The 21,014-nt window shown below is 44.2% G+C and carries 15 protein-coding genes, 3 tRNA genes and 1 other annotated feature; of the genes, 14 read left to right on the top strand and 4 right to left on the bottom strand.

The features are described 5' to 3' along the window. A complete protein-coding gene (gene tyrA, locus ACRC53_RS11985) occupies positions 1-1,131 on the top strand; it encodes a bifunctional chorismate mutase/prephenate dehydrogenase (protein ID WP_438643620.1) in 1,131 nt (376 codons plus the stop codon). Positions 1,132-1,262: 131 nt separating this feature from the next. Here the strand turns inward: tyrA and pheA are convergent, their stop codons facing one another. The 3 genes from pheA to bamD all read right to left on the bottom strand — a co-directional run bounded on the left by pheA (position 1,263) and on the right by bamD (position 4,466). Beyond that, a complete protein-coding gene (gene pheA, locus ACRC53_RS11980) occupies positions 1,263-2,420 on the bottom strand; it encodes a prephenate dehydratase (RefSeq protein ID WP_438643619.1) in 1,158 nt (385 codons plus the stop codon). Between the two features lie 57 nt (positions 2,421-2,477). After that, positions 2,478-2,612 (bottom strand) — a sequence feature (Phe leader region). A 245-nt stretch (positions 2,613-2,857) separates the two neighbouring features. Beyond that, complete coding sequence (raiA, locus tag ACRC53_RS11975) at positions 2,858-3,232, bottom strand: ribosome-associated translation inhibitor RaiA (RefSeq protein WP_438622509.1); 375 nt, start codon at positions 3,230-3,232, stop codon at positions 2,858-2,860. Positions 3,233-3,728: 496 nt separating this feature from the next. Next, positions 3,729-4,466, bottom strand: a complete 738-nt coding sequence (gene bamD / locus ACRC53_RS11970; RefSeq protein ID WP_438643618.1) for an outer membrane protein assembly factor BamD — start codon at positions 4,464-4,466, stop codon at positions 3,729-3,731. Positions 4,467-4,610: 144 nt separating this feature from the next. On the opposite strand from bamD, the gene rluD reads away from it, so the two are divergent. From rluD to dcuC, 4 genes are all read left to right on the top strand, one after another. Further along, entirely contained in the window at positions 4,611-5,588 is a 978-nt protein-coding gene (gene rluD / locus ACRC53_RS11965) for a 23S rRNA pseudouridine(1911/1915/1917) synthase RluD (RefSeq protein WP_438643617.1), read from the top strand. 58 nt (positions 5,589-5,646) lie between these two features. After that, positions 5,647-6,375: a purine nucleoside phosphorylase YfiH gene (gene yfiH / locus ACRC53_RS11960; protein WP_438643616.1), complete on the top strand. Its 729-nt coding sequence runs from the start codon at positions 5,647-5,649 to the stop codon at positions 6,373-6,375. A 203-nt stretch (positions 6,376-6,578) separates the two neighbouring features. After that, entirely contained in the window at positions 6,579-9,152 is a 2,574-nt protein-coding gene (gene clpB, locus ACRC53_RS11955; protein WP_438643615.1) for an ATP-dependent chaperone ClpB, read from the top strand. A 390-nt stretch (positions 9,153-9,542) separates the two neighbouring features. After that, a complete protein-coding gene (gene dcuC / locus ACRC53_RS11950; protein WP_438643614.1) occupies positions 9,543-10,895 on the top strand; it encodes an anaerobic C4-dicarboxylate transporter DcuC in 1,353 nt (450 codons plus the stop codon). 191 nt (positions 10,896-11,086) lie between these two features. Here the strand turns inward: dcuC and ACRC53_RS11945 are convergent, their stop codons facing one another. After that, the gene (locus ACRC53_RS11945) at positions 11,087-12,304 is read right to left on the bottom strand and encodes an acetylornithine transaminase (protein WP_438643613.1); all 1,218 of its coding nucleotides are present in this window, start codon (positions 12,302-12,304) and stop codon (positions 11,087-11,089) included. 299 nt (positions 12,305-12,603) lie between these two features. On the opposite strand from ACRC53_RS11945, the gene ACRC53_RS11940 reads away from it, so the two are divergent. From ACRC53_RS11940 to tssE, 9 genes are all read left to right on the top strand, one after another. Continuing rightward, positions 12,604-13,131: a DinB family protein gene (locus ACRC53_RS11940; protein ID WP_438643612.1), complete on the top strand. Its 528-nt coding sequence runs from the start codon at positions 12,604-12,606 to the stop codon at positions 13,129-13,131. Positions 13,132-13,233: 102 nt separating this feature from the next. Next, positions 13,234-13,878, top strand: coding sequence for a PAQR family membrane homeostasis protein TrhA (gene trhA, locus ACRC53_RS11935; protein ID WP_438643611.1), 645 nt, complete (start codon positions 13,234-13,236; stop codon positions 13,876-13,878). 473 nt (positions 13,879-14,351) lie between these two features. Then, positions 14,352-17,048 (top strand): glycosyl hydrolase family 18 protein, encoded by a 2,697-nt coding sequence (locus ACRC53_RS11930; RefSeq protein ID WP_438643610.1) that lies wholly within the window; start codon positions 14,352-14,354, stop codon positions 17,046-17,048. Positions 17,049-17,361: 313 nt separating this feature from the next. Further along, positions 17,362-17,437, top strand: a tRNA-Ala gene (locus tag ACRC53_RS11925). Positions 17,438-17,550: 113 nt separating this feature from the next. Beyond that, positions 17,551-17,626: transfer RNA gene (locus tag ACRC53_RS11920), tRNA-Ala, on the top strand. A 79-nt stretch (positions 17,627-17,705) separates the two neighbouring features. Beyond that, positions 17,706-17,781, top strand: a tRNA-Ala gene (locus tag ACRC53_RS11915). Between the two features lie 776 nt (positions 17,782-18,557). Further along, positions 18,558-19,061: a type VI secretion system contractile sheath small subunit gene (gene tssB, locus ACRC53_RS11910; RefSeq protein WP_438640319.1), complete on the top strand. Its 504-nt coding sequence runs from the start codon at positions 18,558-18,560 to the stop codon at positions 19,059-19,061. 33 nt (positions 19,062-19,094) lie between these two features. After that, a complete protein-coding gene (gene tssC / locus ACRC53_RS11905) occupies positions 19,095-20,573 on the top strand; it encodes a type VI secretion system contractile sheath large subunit (protein ID WP_438643609.1) in 1,479 nt (492 codons plus the stop codon). Between the two features lie 5 nt (positions 20,574-20,578). Continuing rightward, positions 20,579-21,010: a type VI secretion system baseplate subunit TssE gene (gene tssE, locus ACRC53_RS11900; RefSeq protein ID WP_438643608.1), complete on the top strand. Its 432-nt coding sequence runs from the start codon at positions 20,579-20,581 to the stop codon at positions 21,008-21,010. The last annotated feature ends 4 nt before the right edge of the window (positions 21,011-21,014 follow it).

Raw genomic sequence — 21,014 nt, 5'->3', positions numbered from 1 at the left:
ATGGTTCCTGAACTGGCACTATTGCGGGATCACATCGATGCGGTTGACCGCGAAATGCTGGATTTGCTCACACGCCGTTTGGCACTGGTGAAACAAGTCGGAGAGGTAAAAAGCCGCCACGGACTACCGATTTATGTCCCCGAGCGTGAAGCCTCGATGCTGGCCGCTCGCCGTGCAGAAGCACAGGCTCTCGGTATACCGCCTGATCTGATTGAGGATATTTTGCGGCGGGTTATGCGTGAGTCTTATTCGAGTGAAAACGATAGCGGCTTTAAAACCGTTAATCCGACTACGCGACCGATTGTGATTATTGGCGGTCGCGGCCAACTCGGTCAGCTGTTTGCGCGCCTGTTTACACTTTCCGGTTATCAGGTGCGTGTGTTGGATAAAGATGATTGGGTGAATGCTGATGCCTTGCTTGATGATGCAGCAATGGTGCTTATTAGTGTGCCAATCAGTTTAACGGAGGCCGTCATTGATCGCCTGCAACAGCTTCCGATTGACTGCATTTTGGCCGATCTCACCTCTGTCAAACAAGCCCCGTTACAGGCGATGCTGGCGGTACATCGTGGGCCAGTCGTCGGGCTACACCCAATGTTTGGCCCTGATCTCTCTAGTCTGGCCAAGCAGGTCATCGTTTACTGCAATGGTCGTATGCCGCAGGCTTATCAGTGGTTGCTTGAGCAGTTTCAGATCTGGGGGGCTCGGGTGCATGCCATTGATGCCAAACAGCATGACAGTGCCATGACCCTGATTCAAGGGTTGCGCCACTTTGCGACCTTTGCCTACGGTTTTCATCTCTCACAGGAAGATGCCGATATTGAGCAATTGCTGGCGCTCTCTTCGCCTATCTATCGTTTGGAGTTGGCGATGGTTGGGCGTTTATTTGCTCAAGACCCACAACTGTATGCTGACATTATCATGGCACAGCCAGAAAATCTGGCCATGATCAAACGTTTTCATCGCCGCTTTGGTGAAGCCATTGCGCTACTTGAGCAGCACGATAAATCGGCATTTATGCAGCGTTTTGGCGATGTAGAGCAGTGGTTTGGCGAGTATGCCCAGCAATTTCAGGCAGAGAGCCGCGTATTGTTGCGTCAGGCTAACGATAATCTGGTGCACCGCAGTTAAATCCAACCGGTGGAACTTGTTAGTTTGACAGTCTATCGGTTGCCCCGTTTGCAACATAAAACTCCCCGCACTTTATGGGATCAGTTAATTTAGGGCGGGGAAGATCTTAGCAAGCTAACAGTAAAATAACATTACGCAATCTGTGTGGGGATCACCGTTTCGGTTGGATAACAGCCAAGCACCTTCAGATAACGCGTTTGCTGTGTCAGGCTGGCGATGGCAGCCTGCATCTGTTCATCTTGCACGTTGCCCTCGATATCCAAATAAAACATCTCTTCCCACGGATGACCATTAATCGGACGAGATTCGAGTTTTGTCATATTGATACCGTGATCGCGCAAAATGAGCAGCGCCTCAACCAGTGATCCGGCTTGTTGGGCGGTTGACATAATTAGCGTGGTTTTGGCTTGTACCTGTGGGGCGACATCAATCGGATTACGGGCTACCACAATAAAACGGCTGATGTTCTCTTGCTGGTTGGCGATACCATTTTTGAGTGAAACCAGACCGTATAACTCACCGCCCTCAGCACTGCTGATTGCCGCAACATGGGGTGATTGCAACTGCGCCACTTTCTGCATTGCGTGTGATGAGCTTTCACAAAACTCCAGTTGTACTTGCCCAAAGGTGGCCAGAAATTGGCTACATTGCTGAATTGGCTGTGGGTGGCTGTAGACCGTATGAATCTGCTCAATACTCTGTACATCATGGGTAGCCAATAAACAGTGCTCTATCGGGTGGGTTAGCTCACCCACAATAGATAACTGCGTGTGTTGCAGCAAATCATAGACATCATTGATAGATCCCGAACTGGTATTTTCAATCGGTAGCACGCCGTAATCTGCCTCACCAGCTTCCACACACTGCAAAATTTCAGCAAAGGTGCGGCAACTAATGTCAATAATGCGCTCTTGGTGGCGCAGTGCATACTTGCGTGATGCTAGATGTGAATATGAGCCGCGCATTCCCAAAAAAGCCACACGGGTAAACTGATGGGTTTCAGGATTTAACTGTTTTTGCAGATACGCCTGCTGGGTGAGCACCGAATCTTCAATAATGGTGTGGTAGATCTGCGTGATGTAGTGAGCATCAAGCTGTAAATCCTCACCGTAACGGATTAATGTTGCCAGCAGCTCTTGCTCGCGAGTAGTATCACGCAGCGCGGTCTGTGTGTTTGCCTTACTGCGGGCCACCTCAAGTGCCAACTGCTTGCGCTCTGCCAGTAATTTTAACAGTGAGCGATCAAGCTGCGTAATGTGTTGGCGGATCCCGTTTAAATCTTGAGTCATGGCCTGCATCCTTGGTATCAGCAAAAAAATAAACAAAAAAGGGTGAGTAAAAACAGTAAAAAAAAACCTCCCGTAGAGGGAGGCTTACTGTTCGTCTTTGATTTGTTTTTAACGCAAGTCGTACGAGCAGCCCCCTAGCGTGCGGCACTAAAGCTAAAAAAGAAATCAAAGAAAAACAGCGTCATATTCATATTTATTCCTATACCTCTTATCTCTGGATCACACCAGCATACAATAAGTGCCGAGTGTGAGATGTTAACAGTTGTTGAAAAACATTGATGTCTTAAAGTAGCGAGAAGGGGAGGATATTGTCAATTTTTTTATCTGTGAGAATTTAGGTTTATTGATAAACAAAACGCACCGTAAACGGTGCGCCAGTCGTATGTTTAATATGTGCTGTTAAGGTGTAGATTGTTAAAACAACAGCATTTGTGTATTTAAAACGCCTCTTCCTCTTCATCAGAGATCGCTTCTGCAGTGTCATCTTGCACTCGGTTTGACTCTTTAACGCTCTGCGTTGAACGGCGAGACTCGTTCTTGTGCTGCAATTTATTTAGCTGACGTTCTAGTTTTAGCAGCATCTCATTAATTGCCGCATACATATCAATATGTTGTGCACTTGCAACCAGTTGTCCGTTCGCAATACCGATATTTGCTTCTGCAATAAACTCGCCTTGTGGATTTTTGCTCAAGATCACATGCGGTTTAATCAGCGGAGTTTGCCATTTTTCTAACTTAGCCAGACGGTCTTCCACGTGCTCACGAATTGCCGGGGTGATGTCCATTTGTTTGCTAGTAATGTTAACTTTCATAGGCTTACCTCTGTGTCTGTACCGCCATTGGGCTTAACTTCAGAATACTCAATTAGAATAAATAAAGTGTGACTCAGATCACGTTATTGCGAGTAATGTGCTTTAGCACAACAAACTGTGATATCGATTAATAAAAACAGAGAAGAGTACTTGCTGTTCTATTGTGACTGGGGCACGATAAAAAAATTCGAGCAATAAATGGAATCAGCTTATTGGGTTCTTTTGCTTTTAAAACAGTTTGTTATGTCAATTCACTCATACCTCTTTTTGTAAAATCATCTTTTTTATAGCAAATTTAGCTTAAGCGTAATGAAGCACAATAAAAAAAACGCACTGAAAATCAGTACGCTTTTTATTATGTTTATACTTTTTTATCTATGATAACTGCTCTATTTGGCAATTATCAGGTAGCTATCTACAACGGCAGTAATATCTTTACTGGTCGCATTTATACTGCAATATCGCCACGAATATTATCATGCAAAGAGAGACTCTTTTATGCTGCTGATTTATTAGTAGAAATCAGCTTATTTACTTTCTCTGCTTCGTGGGTTAACCCCAGTTTTTGATAAGCATTTTCCATTAAAGGGAGTGCTTCACGGGTTGCTTGAGTGTCAGGATAATCGACAAGCATTTGCTCAACACGATTAATCACCGCGACATACGCGCCACGTTTGGTATAGTACTGGGAAACCGCCAGTTCATGCTTGGCAAGCCGATTTTTCAGAAAGACTAATCGAGCATGTGCATCTGCTGCATAAGAACTGCTCGGATAACGCTGAAGCAACATGGTAAAATCACGAAATGCTTGGCGAGCATGCGCAGGGTTACGATCAGAGCGATCAATACCAAATAATCCATGCAGTAAATTGTCATCGTAGGCCATATCCGTTAGACCCCGCATATACAGCACATAGTCAGCTTGTGGTGATGTTGGATTTAAACGCAAAAAGCGGTCAATCGATGCCATCGCCAAGGCAAGGTCGGCTGATTTATAATAAGCATAAATCAGATCGAGTTGAACTTGCTGTGAATAAGGGCCAAACGGATAGCGGGTATCCAATGCTTCTAATTGGGTAATGGCTTCACGGAAGTTACCATCCTGTAATTTTTCCTGCGCGCTTGCATACAGCTCGGCAGGAGGAGAGTCAGGTACGGTCTCTTTTGTGCTGGAGCATCCCGCTAGCGTGACGGCAAGAGCTACTGATACCATCAGGGCTTTAATACGCTTCATGACGTTCTCGATCATCCTCAAGTGGCTTGTGGGAGTCTTTCCATAAAGATCCCAGCAAAGAAATGTACAATTACAGGCTATTCTAAACGGCATGCCGTTAAAACCCAACGTTAATAAACTCAACGTTAATAAAGAAGTTGCGACATGGCACAACAAATTGAACTAACAGCGACAGTGGCTTACCACCAACTCGGGCAACGCTTAGACCAAGCATTAGCAGAGTTGTTCCCCGATTACTCACGTTCACGCATTAAAACGTGGATCCAAGAGCGTGGCGTTCAGGTTGACGGCAATATCGTTGATCGTCCGCGTGAAAAGGTGCTTGGCGGTGAACAGATCGTTATTGCCGCAGTACTCGAAGAGCCTGCGCGCTGGGAAGCACAAGATATCCCATTGAATATTGTCTATGAAGATGACGATATTCTTGTTATCAATAAACCGCGTGATCTGGTGGTTCATCCAGGTGCAGGCAATGCTGACGGTACTATATTGAACGCATTACTGCACTATTGTCCAACAATTGCCGATGTTCCGCGTGCGGGTATCGTGCATCGTTTAGATAAAGATACCACTGGTTTAATGGTAGTGGCAAAAACAGTTCCTGCCCAAACACATTTGGTTGAAGCACTACAACGCCGTGAGATCACCCGTGAGTATGAAGCCATTGCTATTGGTATTATGACCAAAGGCGGCACGGTGGATGAACCAATCTCACGTCATCCGAGCAAGCGTACGCATATGGCGGTGCACCCAATGGGTAAGCCGGCTGTTACGCACTACCGGATTATGGAGCGTTTCCGTGCCCATACTCGTTTGCGTTTACGCCTTGAGTCGGGCCGTACGCATCAGATCCGTGTGCATATGTCGTTTATCAGCCATCCGCTGATTGGTGATCCGTTGTACGGTGGTCGTCCGCGTCCACCACGTGGGGCATCCGAGGCGTTCTTGCAGGTGTTACGTAAGTTTGATCGTCAAGCTCTACACGCGACGATGCTGCGATTAGTACACCCAATCTCAGGGGAATTACTTGAGTGGCATGCCCCTATCCCTGATGATATGGTTGAGCTGGTTGAAACGTTGCGTGCTGATGCGCAAGAACATAAAGATGATATGGATTATTAATCAGTCACGTCGAGCAGCCGTGTACCTGTGCGCTCATAGCCAATAGTGAGATGGATAGATGAAGTGGATTGAACCTAATTGGCCTGCGCCGACAAATGTTCGCGCGCTGAGTACAACCCGTGACGGGGGTATAAGTGAAGGGGCATATGCGAGCTTAAATCTTGGCACGCATGTGGGCGACTCATCTAGCGCCGTGGTTCAAAACCGTGCGTTGCTGCGTAATGCGGCACGTTTACCAGCTGAACCTGTCTGGCTAAATCAGGTACACGGAACGCGTGTGCTGATTTTACCTGCTGATGCAGAAGCACCGCGCGATGCGGATTCCTCTTTCACCGCGCAGCCTGATATTGTCTGTGCGGTGATGACTGCTGATTGTCTGCCGGTGCTGTTTTGCAGTGATGACGGCACGCAAGTGGCGGCCGCTCATGCCGGATGGCGTGGGTTGTGCGATGGCGTATTAGAGAAAACCATCGCGCGCTTTGGCGTTGCGCCTGCTCGCATTATGGCGTGGATGGGGCCAGCTATCGGGCCGAGTGTGTTTGAGGTTGGCGCTGAAGTCCGTGAGCAGTTTATTCAGCACAGTCCAGCGGCGGTATTGGCGTTTACGCCGCACGGTGATCGTTATCTGGCCGATATTTATCTGCTGGCGCGTCAGCGTATGCTGGCTGCCGGAGTTACCGCGATTTACGGCGGTGATTATTGTACCGTGAGTGATGCCGAACAGTTTTTCTCATTCCGTCGTGAATCGGTTACCGGCCGTCAGGCCAGTCTGATTTGGCGAGAGTAGTACACCATCACCCGATTTATGTATTGAAAAGCCTGCTTTGAGCAGGCTTTTTTTGTTGATGAGTCGTATGCTTTATATACTGATTTCTTATAAACACCTTGTCATACTTCTTTTCAATCGCGCTCTTGAAAATACCAGACTAAACCTCATTTAATAAATAACAACGATGAATAATTGCGCGCAACGACCGTTTAGGAGGAGTTATGCGTCTGGATCGTCTAACCAGTAAATTTCAAGAAGCCATTGCCGATGCGCAATCTTTAGCCTTAGGGCGTGATAACCAATATATCGAACCTATCCACCTGATGCTGGCTCTGCTCAATCAAGAGAGCGGTACAGTGCGCCCACTGTTGACCAGTACGGGTGTTGATGTTGCGGCACTGCGTTCTGCACTGACGCAAGAGCTAGACCGTTTACCGAAAGTTGATGGTATTGGCGGTGATGTACAGCTATCGCAAGATTTAGGCCGTTTAATGAACGTGTGCGATAAAATTGCACAAAAACGGCATGATAAATTTATCTCTTCTGAATTGTTTGTGTTAGCTGCTAGTGAAGAGCGTGGAAAATTAGGGGATACTCTGCGTAAACAGGGGGTGACAGTGGCTAAATTGAATGCTGCTGTTGATCAAATGCGTGGTGGAGATAGCGTCAACGATGCCAATGCGGAAGACTCGCGTCAGGCACTAAAAAAATTCACCATTGATCTGACTGAACGTGCCGAGCAGGGGAAATTAGATCCGGTTATTGGCCGCGATGAAGAGATTCGCCGTACGATTCAGGTTTTGCAGCGCCGAACCAAAAATAATCCGGTACTTATTGGTGAGCCGGGTGTGGGTAAAACCGCGATTGTAGAGGGCTTGGCGCAGCGTATTATTAATGGTGAAGTACCGGAAGGCCTAAAGCATAAGCGTGTTCTTTCTCTGGACATGGGCGCGCTGATTGCCGGTGCAAAATACCGTGGTGAGTTTGAAGAGCGTTTAAAATCAGTATTGAATGAGCTGAGCAAAGAAGAGGGCAGCGTCATTCTGTTTATTGATGAGCTGCATACCATGGTCGGTGCCGGTAAAGGTGACGGCGCAATGGATGCGGGGAATATGCTTAAACCGGCCTTGGCTCGTGGTGAGCTGCACTGTGTCGGGGCGACCACGCTTGATGAGTATCGTCAGTATATTGAAAAAGATGCCGCACTTGAGCGCCGTTTTCAAAAAGTGTATGTCGCACAGCCTACCGTTGAAGATACGATTGCTATCTTGCGCGGGTTGAAAGAGCGTTATGAGCTGCACCACCATGTACAGATTACTGATCCGGCCATTGTCGCGGCAGCAACGCTGTCACATCGCTATATTGCAGATCGCCAGTTGCCGGATAAAGCTATTGATCTGATTGATGAAGCCGCTTCCAGCATCCGGATGCAGATAGACTCAAAACCTGAGTCATTAGATCGCCTTGATCGCCGGATTATTCAGCTCAAACTTGAGCAGCAAGCACTGCAAAAAGAGTCTGATGATGCCAGTCTCAAGCGTCTTGCTATGTTGAACGAAGAGTTAGAGACCAAAGAGCGTGAATACGCTGAGTTAGATGAAGTCTGGAAAGCAGAGAAAGCGGCTTTATCCGGAACACAACACATCAAAGCAGAGTTAGAGCAAGTTAAAACGCAACTTGAACAAGCGCGTCGTGCTGGTGATTTGGCTCGAATGTCTGAGCTGCAATATGGCCGTATTCCGGCACTGGAAAAGCAGCTTGAAATAGCCAGCCAGACTGATACAAAAGAGATGCAACTGCTGCGCAATAAAGTCACCGATGCTGAAATTGCCGATGTGCTATCAAAAGCGACCGGTATTCCGGTTGCCCGTATGCTTGAAGGCGAGCGCGATAAACTGCTGCGGATGGAAAATGATCTGCATAAGCGGGTGATTGGCCAGAATGAAGCGGTTGAAGCAGTATCAAATGCAATTCGTCGTAGTCGCGCTGGGTTGGCTGATCCTAATCGTCCGATTGGTTCATTTTTGTTCTTAGGCCCAACCGGTGTCGGTAAAACTGAGTTGTGTAAAGCATTGGCGAATTTTATGTTCGACAGTGATGATGCCATGGTGCGGATTGATATGTCGGAGTTCATGGAAAAACATTCGGTGTCACGCCTTGTTGGTGCGCCTCCGGGTTATGTGGGCTACGAAGAGGGGGGCTATTTGACCGAAGCGGTTCGTCGTCGCCCGTACTCGGTTATCCTGCTCGATGAAGTAGAGAAGGCGCATCCGGATGTGTTTAACATTCTGTTGCAGGTGCTTGATGATGGCCGTCTTACTGATGGACAAGGTCGTACGGTTGATTTTCGTAACACCGTGGTGATCATGACCTCTAATTTAGGCTCGGATCTGATTCAAGATCAGTTTGGTACACTCGATTACGGTGAGATGAAAGAGCTGGTGATGAGTGCCGTATCACAGCACTTCCGCCCTGAATTTATTAACCGTATTGATGAAACTGTGGTATTCCACCCACTGGGTAGTGAGCAGATTAAATCCATTGCGGCTATTCAGTTACAACGTTTGTACAAACGTCTGGAAGATCGCGGTTATCAGGTACATATGACGGATGCTGCGTTGGAGCATCTGGCGCAGGCTGGTTATGATCCTATCTATGGCGCGCGTCCGCTAAAACGGGCGATGCAGCAAGAAGTTGAGAATCCGCTGGCACAGCAAATATTGTCAGGTAAATTGCTGCCAGGGAAGTTACTCACACTTGATCTGGAAAATGGCGAGATTACCGCAAAACAGTAAATTGAGTCTCTTCTGATAAAATCGGATAAGTTAGCTTTGGTTGGCTTATCCGATAATGGGTAATGCTACATTATGGTTTGGTGGTTATTTCTAGCTATCGATCAAGTATTGTAGTTGCTATTATTGTCATTATCTCTACCTATCTTATTTATCCTACAATATTAGTGAACTCACCACAGTATACCGGTACAGTATCCTGTCTTATTTCACTATCGCCAATGATAATGTGTTTTGTTTCTACTTAGATTTCGAGAGAAATAAACAAACCATATCGTCTTTCTTCGTGCTAAATATAGAGCACCATCACGCCGCAATAGAAAATTAATAGCGAGCTAACACCTGCTACTTTAGAGTGGCGAAACTGAATAAATGAAATAGAAAGGGATGGCTATGCTGGAATTATTAATAGGTGTTATTGTTGCTGCAGGTGTTGGGCGATATATATTTAAAGGCTACTCTGCAACCGGTGTTTTAATGACCGGCGGTATTTTGTTGTTAATTATTTCAGTGTTGCTTGGTCATTCAATATTACCGAAAGGGGTTGAGTCAACCGGTAATGCAGCCACCAATGTCGTGGAGTATGTTAAATATCTGCTGATGAGCCGTGGTGGTGATCTTGGCATGATGATTATGATGTTGTGTGGGTTTGCCACCTATATGACACATGTTGGTGCTAATGATATGGTCGTGAAAATTACGGCCAAGCCGTTGCAGCGCATTAAATCACCGTATGTACTCATGGTTGCGGCTTATTTTGTCGCTTGTCTGATGTCATTGGCCGTTTCATCGGCGACGGGTCTGGGTGTGTTGCTGATGGCAACCTTATTCCCATTGATGGTAAATGTGGGAATAAGCCGTGGTGCGGCAGCGGCAATTTGTGCATCTCCGGCGGCCATTATTTTATCACCGACCTCCGGTGATGTGGTCGTTGCAGCAAATGCAGCGGGATTAGATCTAATTGATTTTGCATTTAAAACCACACTGCCTATCTCTATTGTTGCTATCTTGTGTATGGCGGTTGCACACTTTTTCTGGCAGCGTTATTTAGACAATAAAGAGGGTGTGAGCCATGAACGTTTGGATGTCAGTGATATTCAGGTTGATGCGCCAAAGTTTTATGCCATTTTGCCGTTCAGCCCAATTATTGGCGTTCTGATTTTCAGCGGTGATATTGCGCCAAAATTGCATATTGTCACTATTTTAGTGATTTGTATGATCCTGACAGCTCTGCTGGAGTTTATCCGTAAATTTGATGGGCAAGAGGTCTTTAAAGGTCTTGAAGTTGCCTATCGCGGCATGGCTGACGCATTTTCCAGCGTAGTGATGTTATTGGTGGCTGCCGGTGTCTTTGCTCAAGGGTTAACCACGGTAGGTTTTATTGATAATTTACTGGGAATGGCACAATCTTTCGGGAATGGTGGGTTTGTCATGATGCTGGTGCTGGTGGTGATTACCACATTGGCCGCGTTTACGACCGGATCGGGTAACGCTCCTTTTTATGCCTTTGTGGAACTGATCCCGAAATTGGCTGGGCAAATGGGTATCAATCCGGCATTTTTAATTATTCCTATGCTGCAAGCGTCTAATTTAGGCCGTACTATCTCACCGGTATCCGGTGTTATTGTTGCAACATCCGGTATGGCTAAACTCTCTCCATTTGAAGTGGTTAAACGTACCTCTGTACCCGTATTTGTTGGTTTAGTGGTGGTTATTTTGGCGACTGAGATTATGGTGCCGGTCTAATATTCCACACCATAATATTGCCGGCGTGAATATTATGGTTATTTAGGTTTATTTTAGCGCGTAACGTAAATCTTAAAAAAAGAGGCCATCAATGATGGCCTCTTTTTTCTGTGAGATTGAATGAGTCATCTCCGGTTTAATATTTTTCCGCGCGACTATCCATTCATCAAGCGCACCATTTACCAATAGCGTTACCCACTAATAGCGTCACTGACGAGCTGCGCTCTTTTATACGGCATCACTAAGCTGTGAATAATCAGCTGTAAGCGTGTGAGCATCACATTGATCTCATGTTCGGTGAGGGTCAGTGCGGGCATAAACCGCAGAATATTTGGCCGTGGGGCATTGAGTAATAAGTGCTGAAAACGCGCCTCTTTCACCGCCTCTTCAGCTATTGGATATTTCAGATCAAAGGCCAGCAACAACCCTTCTCCGCGAATCTCACCCAAATCGAACTCTTGGCTTAACCGTTTTAATCCAGCAACCAACAAAGCACTGCTAGCATCAATATTTTGGAGAAAACGCTCCTGTGCAACGGTATTGACCACCGCCAGCCCTCCGGCACACATCAGAGGATTACCATTGTATGTTCCCCCCTGATCGCCTGGCTCAAAACAACACACATGTTCGCGGGCTAAATGCGCTGCCAGCGGAATGCCACCGCCCAACCCTTTACCTAAGGTCACCATATCGGGCATCACACCAAACAGCTCAAAAGCAAACATTTTACCGGTACGACCAATACCCGTTTGCACCTCATCAACAATTAACAACACATGCTCTTCATCACACAGTTGTCTTAATGCTTGCATAAAAGCGCGCTCTGCCGGAATAACGCCTGCCTCGCCTTGAATCGGCTCAAGCATAATGGCTACTGTATCGGCAGTAATCGCATTTTTCACGGCAGCAATATCATTAAAAGGCACTTTGATAAAGCCCGGCACTTTTGGCTCAAATAGGGTGGCAAACTGTGGTTTTCCGGTAGCCGACATTGTGCCTAATGTGCGACCATGAAAGCTATTATCAAACGTGACAATTTTGTATGCCCCGTTTTTATGTTTTTGACCATAACGGCGCGCCAATTTTATTGCACTCTCATTGGCTTCTGCACCAGAGTTGGTAAAGAACACTTTATCTAAGCCTGAAAGCTCGGTTAGGCGGGTTGCTAATTCCGCCATTGGTTGATTAAAAAACGCGGGGCTAGGGTTAATGAGCTGCTGTGCTTGAGTGTGTAACGCTTGTATCAGTACATCAGGGCAGTGGCCTAAGCAGTTTACTGCCCAGCCTTGTACAAAATCTAAATAGGCAGAGTTATCTTCTGTATAGAGCCAATGCCCTTTACCGTGAGTGAAATAGAGATCGGGTCGGTGAGTAATACTCATCAATGAATCAGTATTTAAAGAGGTCATATGCACTCCATGCAAAATAGGGAAAACTGCGCTTACAACGCTTTGTTTTGAACCCTATTGCTCGATTATTTACATTAGTGACTTATTGTGTTTAGCAATGTAGAGGCTAATAAGTGAATATTCAATCATTTATTTTGATTAAATATACATAAAGTGCAACATTGGTCGATATAAGTAAACACGTTGTTGTGATCTTTTTCTATAGTTGAATAACTTTTAATTCACTTGGTGTTAATTTAATTAACATGGAGAGGTGAGCAGGGTAAAATATTGCTACTTATGCAGTTCAAGGAATAACCATGTCACTGCACCTGCACTTACAAAATCAAATGCACTATCACCATTGGGCTTATGGCCAGCTACAGCGTTCCTTACGTAGTTTACCGATTGCACTTCTTGTGCAGGATAATGGGCTCTATTTTGGCTCTATTATCAATACGTTAAATCATCTTTTAGTAACAGAAGAGATCTTCTATACAAATGTGATCCTCAATAAACGTATGGCAATCGCGGCTAATAGTATTATTACTATCGATATTCGGCACTTATTTGCCCGTTTAGACACAGTGACATATCATTGGCAGAATATATTGAAAATGCAGGAAAAAATAGATTTAACTAAAACGTGTATCTGTCATGATCTTCCTCTACTCGACGCAAATATTTCACTTGCTGAAATGTTGATGCAAATTTCACTTCATGCTGTACACCATCGGGGGCAAATTTCAGCCTCAATGACCAACCTTGGTTATGCACCTCCAGTTATGGATTTTTCTCATTTTTTGGCTCAACGACGTATAGATAAAAAACAGTGTGTGACTTGCTGATAGAGGCTAATTTGATTTGAGAGTACACGCGTAAGCTGAAAAGGGTATACTGCAAATTAAGATAAAATGGCATGTGATGCCGTACTTTTTTGGAGATACCTAATGTCAGCAAGATATTCTCGCATTAATGCTGAAGAGTTCGCTAACAGCACGAGCCATGCTTTAGGCGTAATTCTAGGGGCAGTGGGTATGTTTCTGTTATTAAAACAGGGCATTACTGCTCAACAAGGTTTTATTGCGCTATTTAGTTATACAGTTTATGGAATCAGTATGATTATGCTGTTTCTTGCCTCAACGCTGTATCATGCCGCAACAAACCCCGTGGGAAAACACCGCTTAAAAATTGCTGATCACTGCGCTATTTACTTACTCATTGCTGGAACGTATACCCCTTTTTTATTGGTTGCATTGCAAAGTCATTTGGCGATGTCTTTAATGCTTGTCATTTGGGCGTTGGCATTATTTGGAATTATTTTTAAATTATTGTTTATTCATCGCTTTGAAGTGCTTTCTGTCATTACCTATTTGCTGATGGGGTGGCTCTCATTAGTTGTGATTTATCAGTTAGCGGAGTCACTCTCTTTGGAGGGGTTACTGTTGTTAGCTGGGGGTGGTGTACTTTACAGTGTGGGCGTTGTTTTTTATCTTTCAAAACGGCTTCCTTTTAGCCATGCTATTTGGCACTTGTTTGTGCTTGGCGGCGCAATGAGCCACTTTTTTGCAATATATTTTTATGTTGCGAAATAACCCTGTTTTTGTGCTGAAACGAGGTGCAAGAACTTGGCATACAGAACAATGAATCAGGCAGTGCAGCTATCAAAATTATCGATTCGTATTGATAAGTTATTGATCTCATTATCTGACAGATCATCTCTTCTAATAGGATAAACCTCACTGTTTTTCAGCGTTTATTGCTGTGCTAGTGGGGTTTTCTTTTTTTTCCCTTCTCTTTGCTCTCCTCTATGTCTGATATGAGAACTATTTCGCTTTTTTTTAATGGGTATTCTGCAAACCCTGTTTTCCGATTATTCTTATGTTGTGTTTTTGTTAAATAAAATGAATGATTTTTGTTGTCTAAAAATAAGCACAGACATGCAATATTTGTTGGATGGTGAGTTACCTTGATTTGTTGGCTGTTATCGTACGATTTATTACGCAGACAGTGCCGCATAGAGGGTTACTTACTGTAGTTATGTTTGCCTACCTAAAAGGAACGGGTAATGCAATCTAAAGGATTCCCTCTATCTGCACTTTGTTGTTCACTTATGCTGGCAGGTATTAGTCACGCACAGGCCGCACCGGGTAAGCCGGTATTGGCTTGGGGCGAGAGTAATTTTGCTATCGTGCAAGTTAACCAAGAAGCCACGTCATACAACGCGTTAGTGAAAGTGAATAAAGACGGCGCTCCGGTTCCTGTTGCATGGGATCGTTGGTCTGGTGATGCCGGTGATCACTGGAAAGTGTTGTTCGACGGTAAACCGGTGTTTGAAAAAACCATTGCTTCTGCTGCATCCCAAAAAGACAGCGCGACTGTCTATGTGAAAAAAGGCGGCAAATATCAGATGCAGATAGCACTGTGCAGCGGCACGGGCGCAGCTGAAGTCTGTACTGCCAGCGATGCAAAAGCTATCGTGGTTGCCGATACTGATGGCAGCCATCTTGATCCTTTAGTGATGTCGGTAGATGCCAACAATAAGTCCTACACCAACACCAGTGATATGCAGGTAGGCACATACTTTGTTGAGTGGGGCGTTTACGATCGTAAATACCCAGTCTCTAAAATCCCTGCACAAAACCTGACCCATTTATACTACGGCTTTACCCCAATTTGTGGTGGTGCGGGTATCAATGATGGTTTAAAAGAAGTTGATAATGGTAACAGTTTCAATGCATTGCAACGAGCATGCTCTGGCCGTGAAGATTTCAAAGTTGCCATTCACGATCCTTGGGCTGCGCTGCAAATGCCACAAGCCGGACAGGGGCAATTTGACTCCTATAAGGGGACGTTTGGCAGCATGATGGCGCTGAAAAAACGCTATCCTGATCTGAAAATTCTGCCTTCTATTGGCGGCTGGACACTGTCTGACCCATTCTTCTTTTTTGGCGATAATGCAAAACGTAAAGTCTTTGTTGATTCGGTAGAAGAGTTTATCCGCACATGGAAATTCTTTGATGGTGTGGATATTGACTGGGAATATCCGGGCGGCAAAGGTGCTAATCCGAAACTTGGTGACCCAGCAAAAGATGGTGCAACGTATGTGACATTAATGCATGAATTGCGTGAAATGCTCGATCGTGTTGGCGCAGAAACCGGTAAGCGTTATGAGCTGACCTCAGCTATCGGATCGGGATACGACAAAATCGGCGTTATCAACTATGCCGAAGCCTCGCAGTATGTCGATCGTTTTAACGTGATGACTTATGACTTCTACGGTGCATGGAATAATGAACCAGGTCATCAGGCAGCACTGTATTGCGGTTCACACTTAGAAGCTGCACGTTGTCAGGGTACGGGTAAAGACTCAAGCGGTAAGGATTACACCAATAAACCCGATTACAACACCGATAATGCTATTAAGCTAATGCTGGCCAAAAAAGTGTTGGCGAAAAAACTGAACGTCGGTGTGGCCATGTATGGCCGTGGCTGGAGTGGTGTCACACCTGCATCACTGAAAATTGCGGGTAACCCAATGTCTGGTACTGCAAACGGTGCAATAAAAGGCTCGTTTGAAGCGGGTGTGGTTGATTACTGGGATCTGTTAAAACGCTCACTGGGCACAACCAATGGTACCGGTGTTAACGGTTTCCAATATGGTTATGACGAGCAAGCACAAGCTCCGTATGTCTGGAATCAGGGTACCGGCGAGCTGATTACCTATGACAACCCGCGTTCAGTGCAAGCAAAAGGTAACTATGTTCGTGCTAATGGGTTAGGTGGCTTGTTCTCATGGGAAATTGATGGCGATAACGGTGACATTCTCAATGCTATGCATGAGTCATTAGGGCACTCGGTAGCCGGTACGGGTGGCAACAACACCAATAAACCGCCAGTTGTTAGTGTCACTACAACTGTAACGGCTGACAGTAGTAAGAGTGCTACTGTTCAGGCATCAGCCAGTGATCCTGAAGGGCAAACGTTGAGTTATACATGGGTATTGCCTGCTGGTTTTACTGCCACTAACCTCACCTCTCCGGCGCTGACATTTACCGCACCCGCGGTGACTAAAGATACGGTATACAGTCTGACTCTGAAAGTCAGTGATGGCACCAACGTTGTGAGTAATAACGTCAGTGTTACCGTTAAAGCACCTGTTACTGTACCACCAGTGGGAACTAACACCGCTCCTGTTCTAACATTGCCGACAACCTTATCGGTAGAAGAGGGCAAAACGCTGGTTCTGACCGTAGATGCAAAAGATGCAGAAAATGATCCGTTAACTTATAGCTGGAATACTGCTGGTTTAACTGCCAGTGCGCTAAATACTGCTTCAATTACAGTGACTGCACCTGCGGTTACCGCAGACACTAACTATACCGTATCGGTAGTGGTGAGTGACGGTAAGCTTAACGCAACGAAATCAGTTGTGGTGACGGTAAAAGATGTGCCGGTTGTCAGCGGCCAAACCACCTGGAGCGCAAGTAAAGTTTATGTCGCAGGTGATACCGTGGTGTACAACGGCGTGCAGTATAAAGCCAAGTGGTGGACGCAAGGTAATCAACCTGATTTGGGTGGCCCGTGGGAAGCAGTTTCTTCATCAGGTGGCAGTACCGTAGGTACGGCTGCATGGACAGCAACCAAAGCCTATACAACAGGTGAAAAGGCGACTTATAACGGTGCAACGTGGCAAGCCCAGTGGTGGACACAGGGTGAAGCTCCAGGAAGCAATCAGTTTGGTGCATGGAAAAAAATCGGATAATACGTTTGAGAGTTAAGGTTATTTGACTTCAGATATGATTCGGTATTCACCACAATTTGATACTAATGATAAATAGTTATAATAAGCCGAGATAAATATCCACTAAACACTCGTTGGCTAAGTTGCAACGAGTGTTTTTTTATGGGGATGAGCCTTATATTATGGTCGATAAATGATTTTTACGTCTCTTTTTACTTATGGCTGTTGAGATTTCGAGCAATCAGTCAGATTGTGATTATTCAGGTATTGACAGCAGCAGTTTGACTGCCTATTATTCGCCTCGCTTAATCTGTTTTAATTTATGTATCTAGTTGGGGCTATAGCTCAGCTGGGAGAGCGCTTGCATGGCATGCAAGAGGTCAGCGGTTCGATCCCGCTTAGCTCCACCATCTTGATAAGTATAGCTATATGTTGATGTAGGCTAATTCATTAACATGAGAATAAAACAGCTATAGTGTGATACCCATATCCAGTATAGTATAAGCAACTTTGATATAGCGATGGGGCTATAGCTCAGCTGGGAGAGCGCCTGCCTTGCACGCAGGAGGTCAGCGGTTCGATCCCGCTTAGCTCCACCATCAAATCAAAGTACAGTATCCAAAGACACTTTGATAAAGTACCTCTTATAAGTGGTATTTTTAAAAATAGTCAAATATTGGGGCTATAGCTCAGCTGGGAGAGCGCTTGCATGGCATGCAAGAGGTCAGCGGTTCGATCCCGCTTAGCTCCACCAATATTATTCTGCTTTATTTTTCTTCATTTCTTTCTATTAATCATTGTATACCAATTTAAAACTTGCTCATACCATGATATGCAGCAGAGCACTGGTTGAATGTTGACGAGTCTTATTTTTATTCCCTCCTTATTTTAAGTGTTAATTCTCATTTATTTATCTTAATACCCACCTCATTATATATTTCTGTGTAAACGTATTTATCTATAACAAACAGCCAAGAGAAAATGTATTAGCTATACTTTTTGTTTGTAGAGCATTATTGCACACTCTCAAATTCAGTTGTGAGTGGTCGTTTTACACAAAAGCTTATTTTTTATAAAGTATAAAATTAACACTAAGTCATTTTAATTTCACAAAAATGATTAGAGTTAATATGTGATAGCTATTCAATCAATAAAAAATAAATTTAATAAATTGATAATTAATTTTTATTCACCAGTCTAAAGACCATCGATTTTTTATAGTAGTAATCGTTATATTGAATGTACATAATTATATACCTTTCATTTTGCTGTATCCATCTTGCATTGATATGCAACAAGATGTTGTGCGTATTTGTGATTAATGGCGGTGTATCCCATACTCATCTAATTTTATATTAAATATAATCATATATTTAATTTTAGGTGTAGATTCTCTATTGTTCATTTAAAAGATGTAAGTGTTTAAGTTATTTTAATGTGTGTTTTGGCACTGTGATGATGTAAATAATAATCTTTTATTTAATTTCATCACTTTAAATGTAAATGAAGTTTTAACTATGGTGTTTTTATATGGGGAAGGGAATTTCTGGTGTTAGCGTTGCACCTAAAGAACGAATTAACATTAAATATGTTCCATCTGCTGATAACCAACAAGCAGAGATTGAATTGCCCTTGACTATGATGGTTGTGGGAAATATGAAAGGTCGTTCAGAAGACACGCCTATTGAGGAGAGGCAAAGCGTATCAGTAGATAAAAATAACTTTGCCTCTTTTATGCGTGAGTCTGGTTTAGAGTTGAATTTTCAAATTGAAAATGTTTTGGAAGAAGAGAGTGATGGCTCTTTTCCTGTAATGTTGAAATTTAGCTCGATGAGTGATTTCACACCAGACTGTATTGCAAATCAGGTTCCTGAATTACATAAGTTGCTGGCATTGCGTGAAGCCCTTGTGGCACTTAAAGGGCCATTAGGCAATATTCCTGCATTTCGAAATCGGTTGCAGAGCTTGCTATCGAGTGATGAAGCTCGTGCACAGCTACTTAAAGAGTTAGATTTAGTTGCATCAAAGGAATAGTTATTTTCGTTTTCAAAGGATAGAGAGAAAAATATGTCTGTGGTTGAAGATAAATTAAATTCTGGCATGCAGAGTAATTCAGTATCGCTGCTGGATGAAATTATGGCTCAAGCTAGAATAACCCCTGTTGATGAAGGGTACAGTATTGCTAAGCAAGGTATTACTGCCCTGATTGCCAATATTATTGATAGTGGGAATACCACAGGCCTAGTAAATAAAGCATTAGTTGACCATATGATTGTTGAGTTAGATAAAAAACTCAGCAAACAAATGGATGTTATTTTACATGCTAAACCACTGCAAGAGTTGGAATCATCTTGGCGTTCATTGAAGTTATTGGTTGATCGTACCGATTTTCGTGAAAATATAAAAGTTCAGGTGTTGCATGCAACAAAAGAGGAGCTGCTCGATGATTTTGAGTTTGCCGCTGAAATTACACAATCTGGCTTTTACAAACATGTTTACTCCAGCGGTTATGGCCAGTTTGGTGGGCACCCTGTAGGTGCGGTTATTGGTGATTATGCATTGAGTCAGAGTGCTATTGATATCAAATTAATGCAGTATGTCAGTGCTGTTGGTGCAATGGCACATGCTCCTTTTATTTCCTCAGTTGCTCCCACGTTTTTTGGTGTTGACCGCTTTACTGATCTGCCATCGATTAAAGATCTTAAATCCGTTTTTGAAGGCCCTGCATACAGTAAATGGCGGTTATTGCGTGAATCTGAAGACACCCGTTATTTAGGGCTAACTGCACCCCGTTTTTTGGTTCGGCTACCGTATGATCCGGTCGAAAATCCGATTAAAGGTTTTAACTATAAAGAAAATATTAATGAAAGCCACGATCATTATTTATGGGGAAATACGGCGTACTTAATGGGTGTTGCGTTAAACGACAGTTTTGCGAAGTACCGTTGGTGTCCGAATATTATTGGCCCGCAAAGTGGTGGTGCGATTACGGATTTGCCGGTTCATGTCTATGAAGCGATGGGACAATTACAGGCTAAAATTCCGACTGAAGTATTAATTACTGATCGGCGTGAATATGAAATGGCTGAAGAGGGATTTATTACTCTTACTATGCGTAAAGACAGTGATAACGCCGCATTTTTCTCAGCAAATTCAGTACAAAAACCAAAAGTATTTCCAAATACCAAAGACGGTAAAGAGGCTGAAACAAATTATAAATTAGGTACTCAGCTGCCTTATATGTTCATCATTAATCGTTTGGCACACTATATTAAAGTATTACAACGTGAGCAAATTGGCTCTTGGAAAGAGCGTCAAGACTTAGAGCGTGAACTAAATAGTTGGGTTAAGCAGTATGTTGCAGATCAGGAAAACCCACCTGCAGATGTACGTAGCCGTCGGCCACTGCGTGCTGCGCAGATTAAAGTGCTGGATGTAGCGGGGGAAACAGGTTGGTATCAAGTTGTTATGTCTGTTAAACCGCATTTTAAATACATGGGCGCTAGTTTTGAACTGTCTCTTGTCGGCCGTTTGGATAAGGAATAAGCCGTATGCCTTCTCTCATGTTATGGGATCGGAAGAGTACAGCTAGCCTGTTTGATCGTATCCGCGAAAAGCCAGAAATTACCTCAGTAGCTAAAGAGGCTGAGGTATTGATTGCATCGGTGAAAAAGCATCTTGATTGTATTCTTAATACTCGGCCCGGTAGCTGTCGTAGTGCGCCAGAGTTAGGAATTATTGATCTTAATGATGCAACGCAAGGCAGTGCCGATATTCGTGCACGTATTAGGGAAGCGATAAGGCAATGTATTCGTCAGTATGAGCCTCGTATTGTGTATGTTGATGTCTGGCCTTCTGATGTACTGGCTAACCCGCTCGAAATGTCGTTTCAGGTGACGGCACATGTTCGGTTGGAGAATATTGAACAAGTTACATCTTTCAATATTCATATGGATAACCACCGACACTATAAAATGGTGTGATAAT

It is taken from the genome of Plesiomonas sp. (assembly GCF_051652165.1).
In the GTDB taxonomy this organism is placed as follows: domain Bacteria; phylum Pseudomonadota; class Gammaproteobacteria; order Enterobacterales; family CAMTGL01; genus Plesiomonas.
Note: the sequence above shows the minus strand (reverse complement) of the source record. Positions and strands in the feature narration are given on the sequence as shown.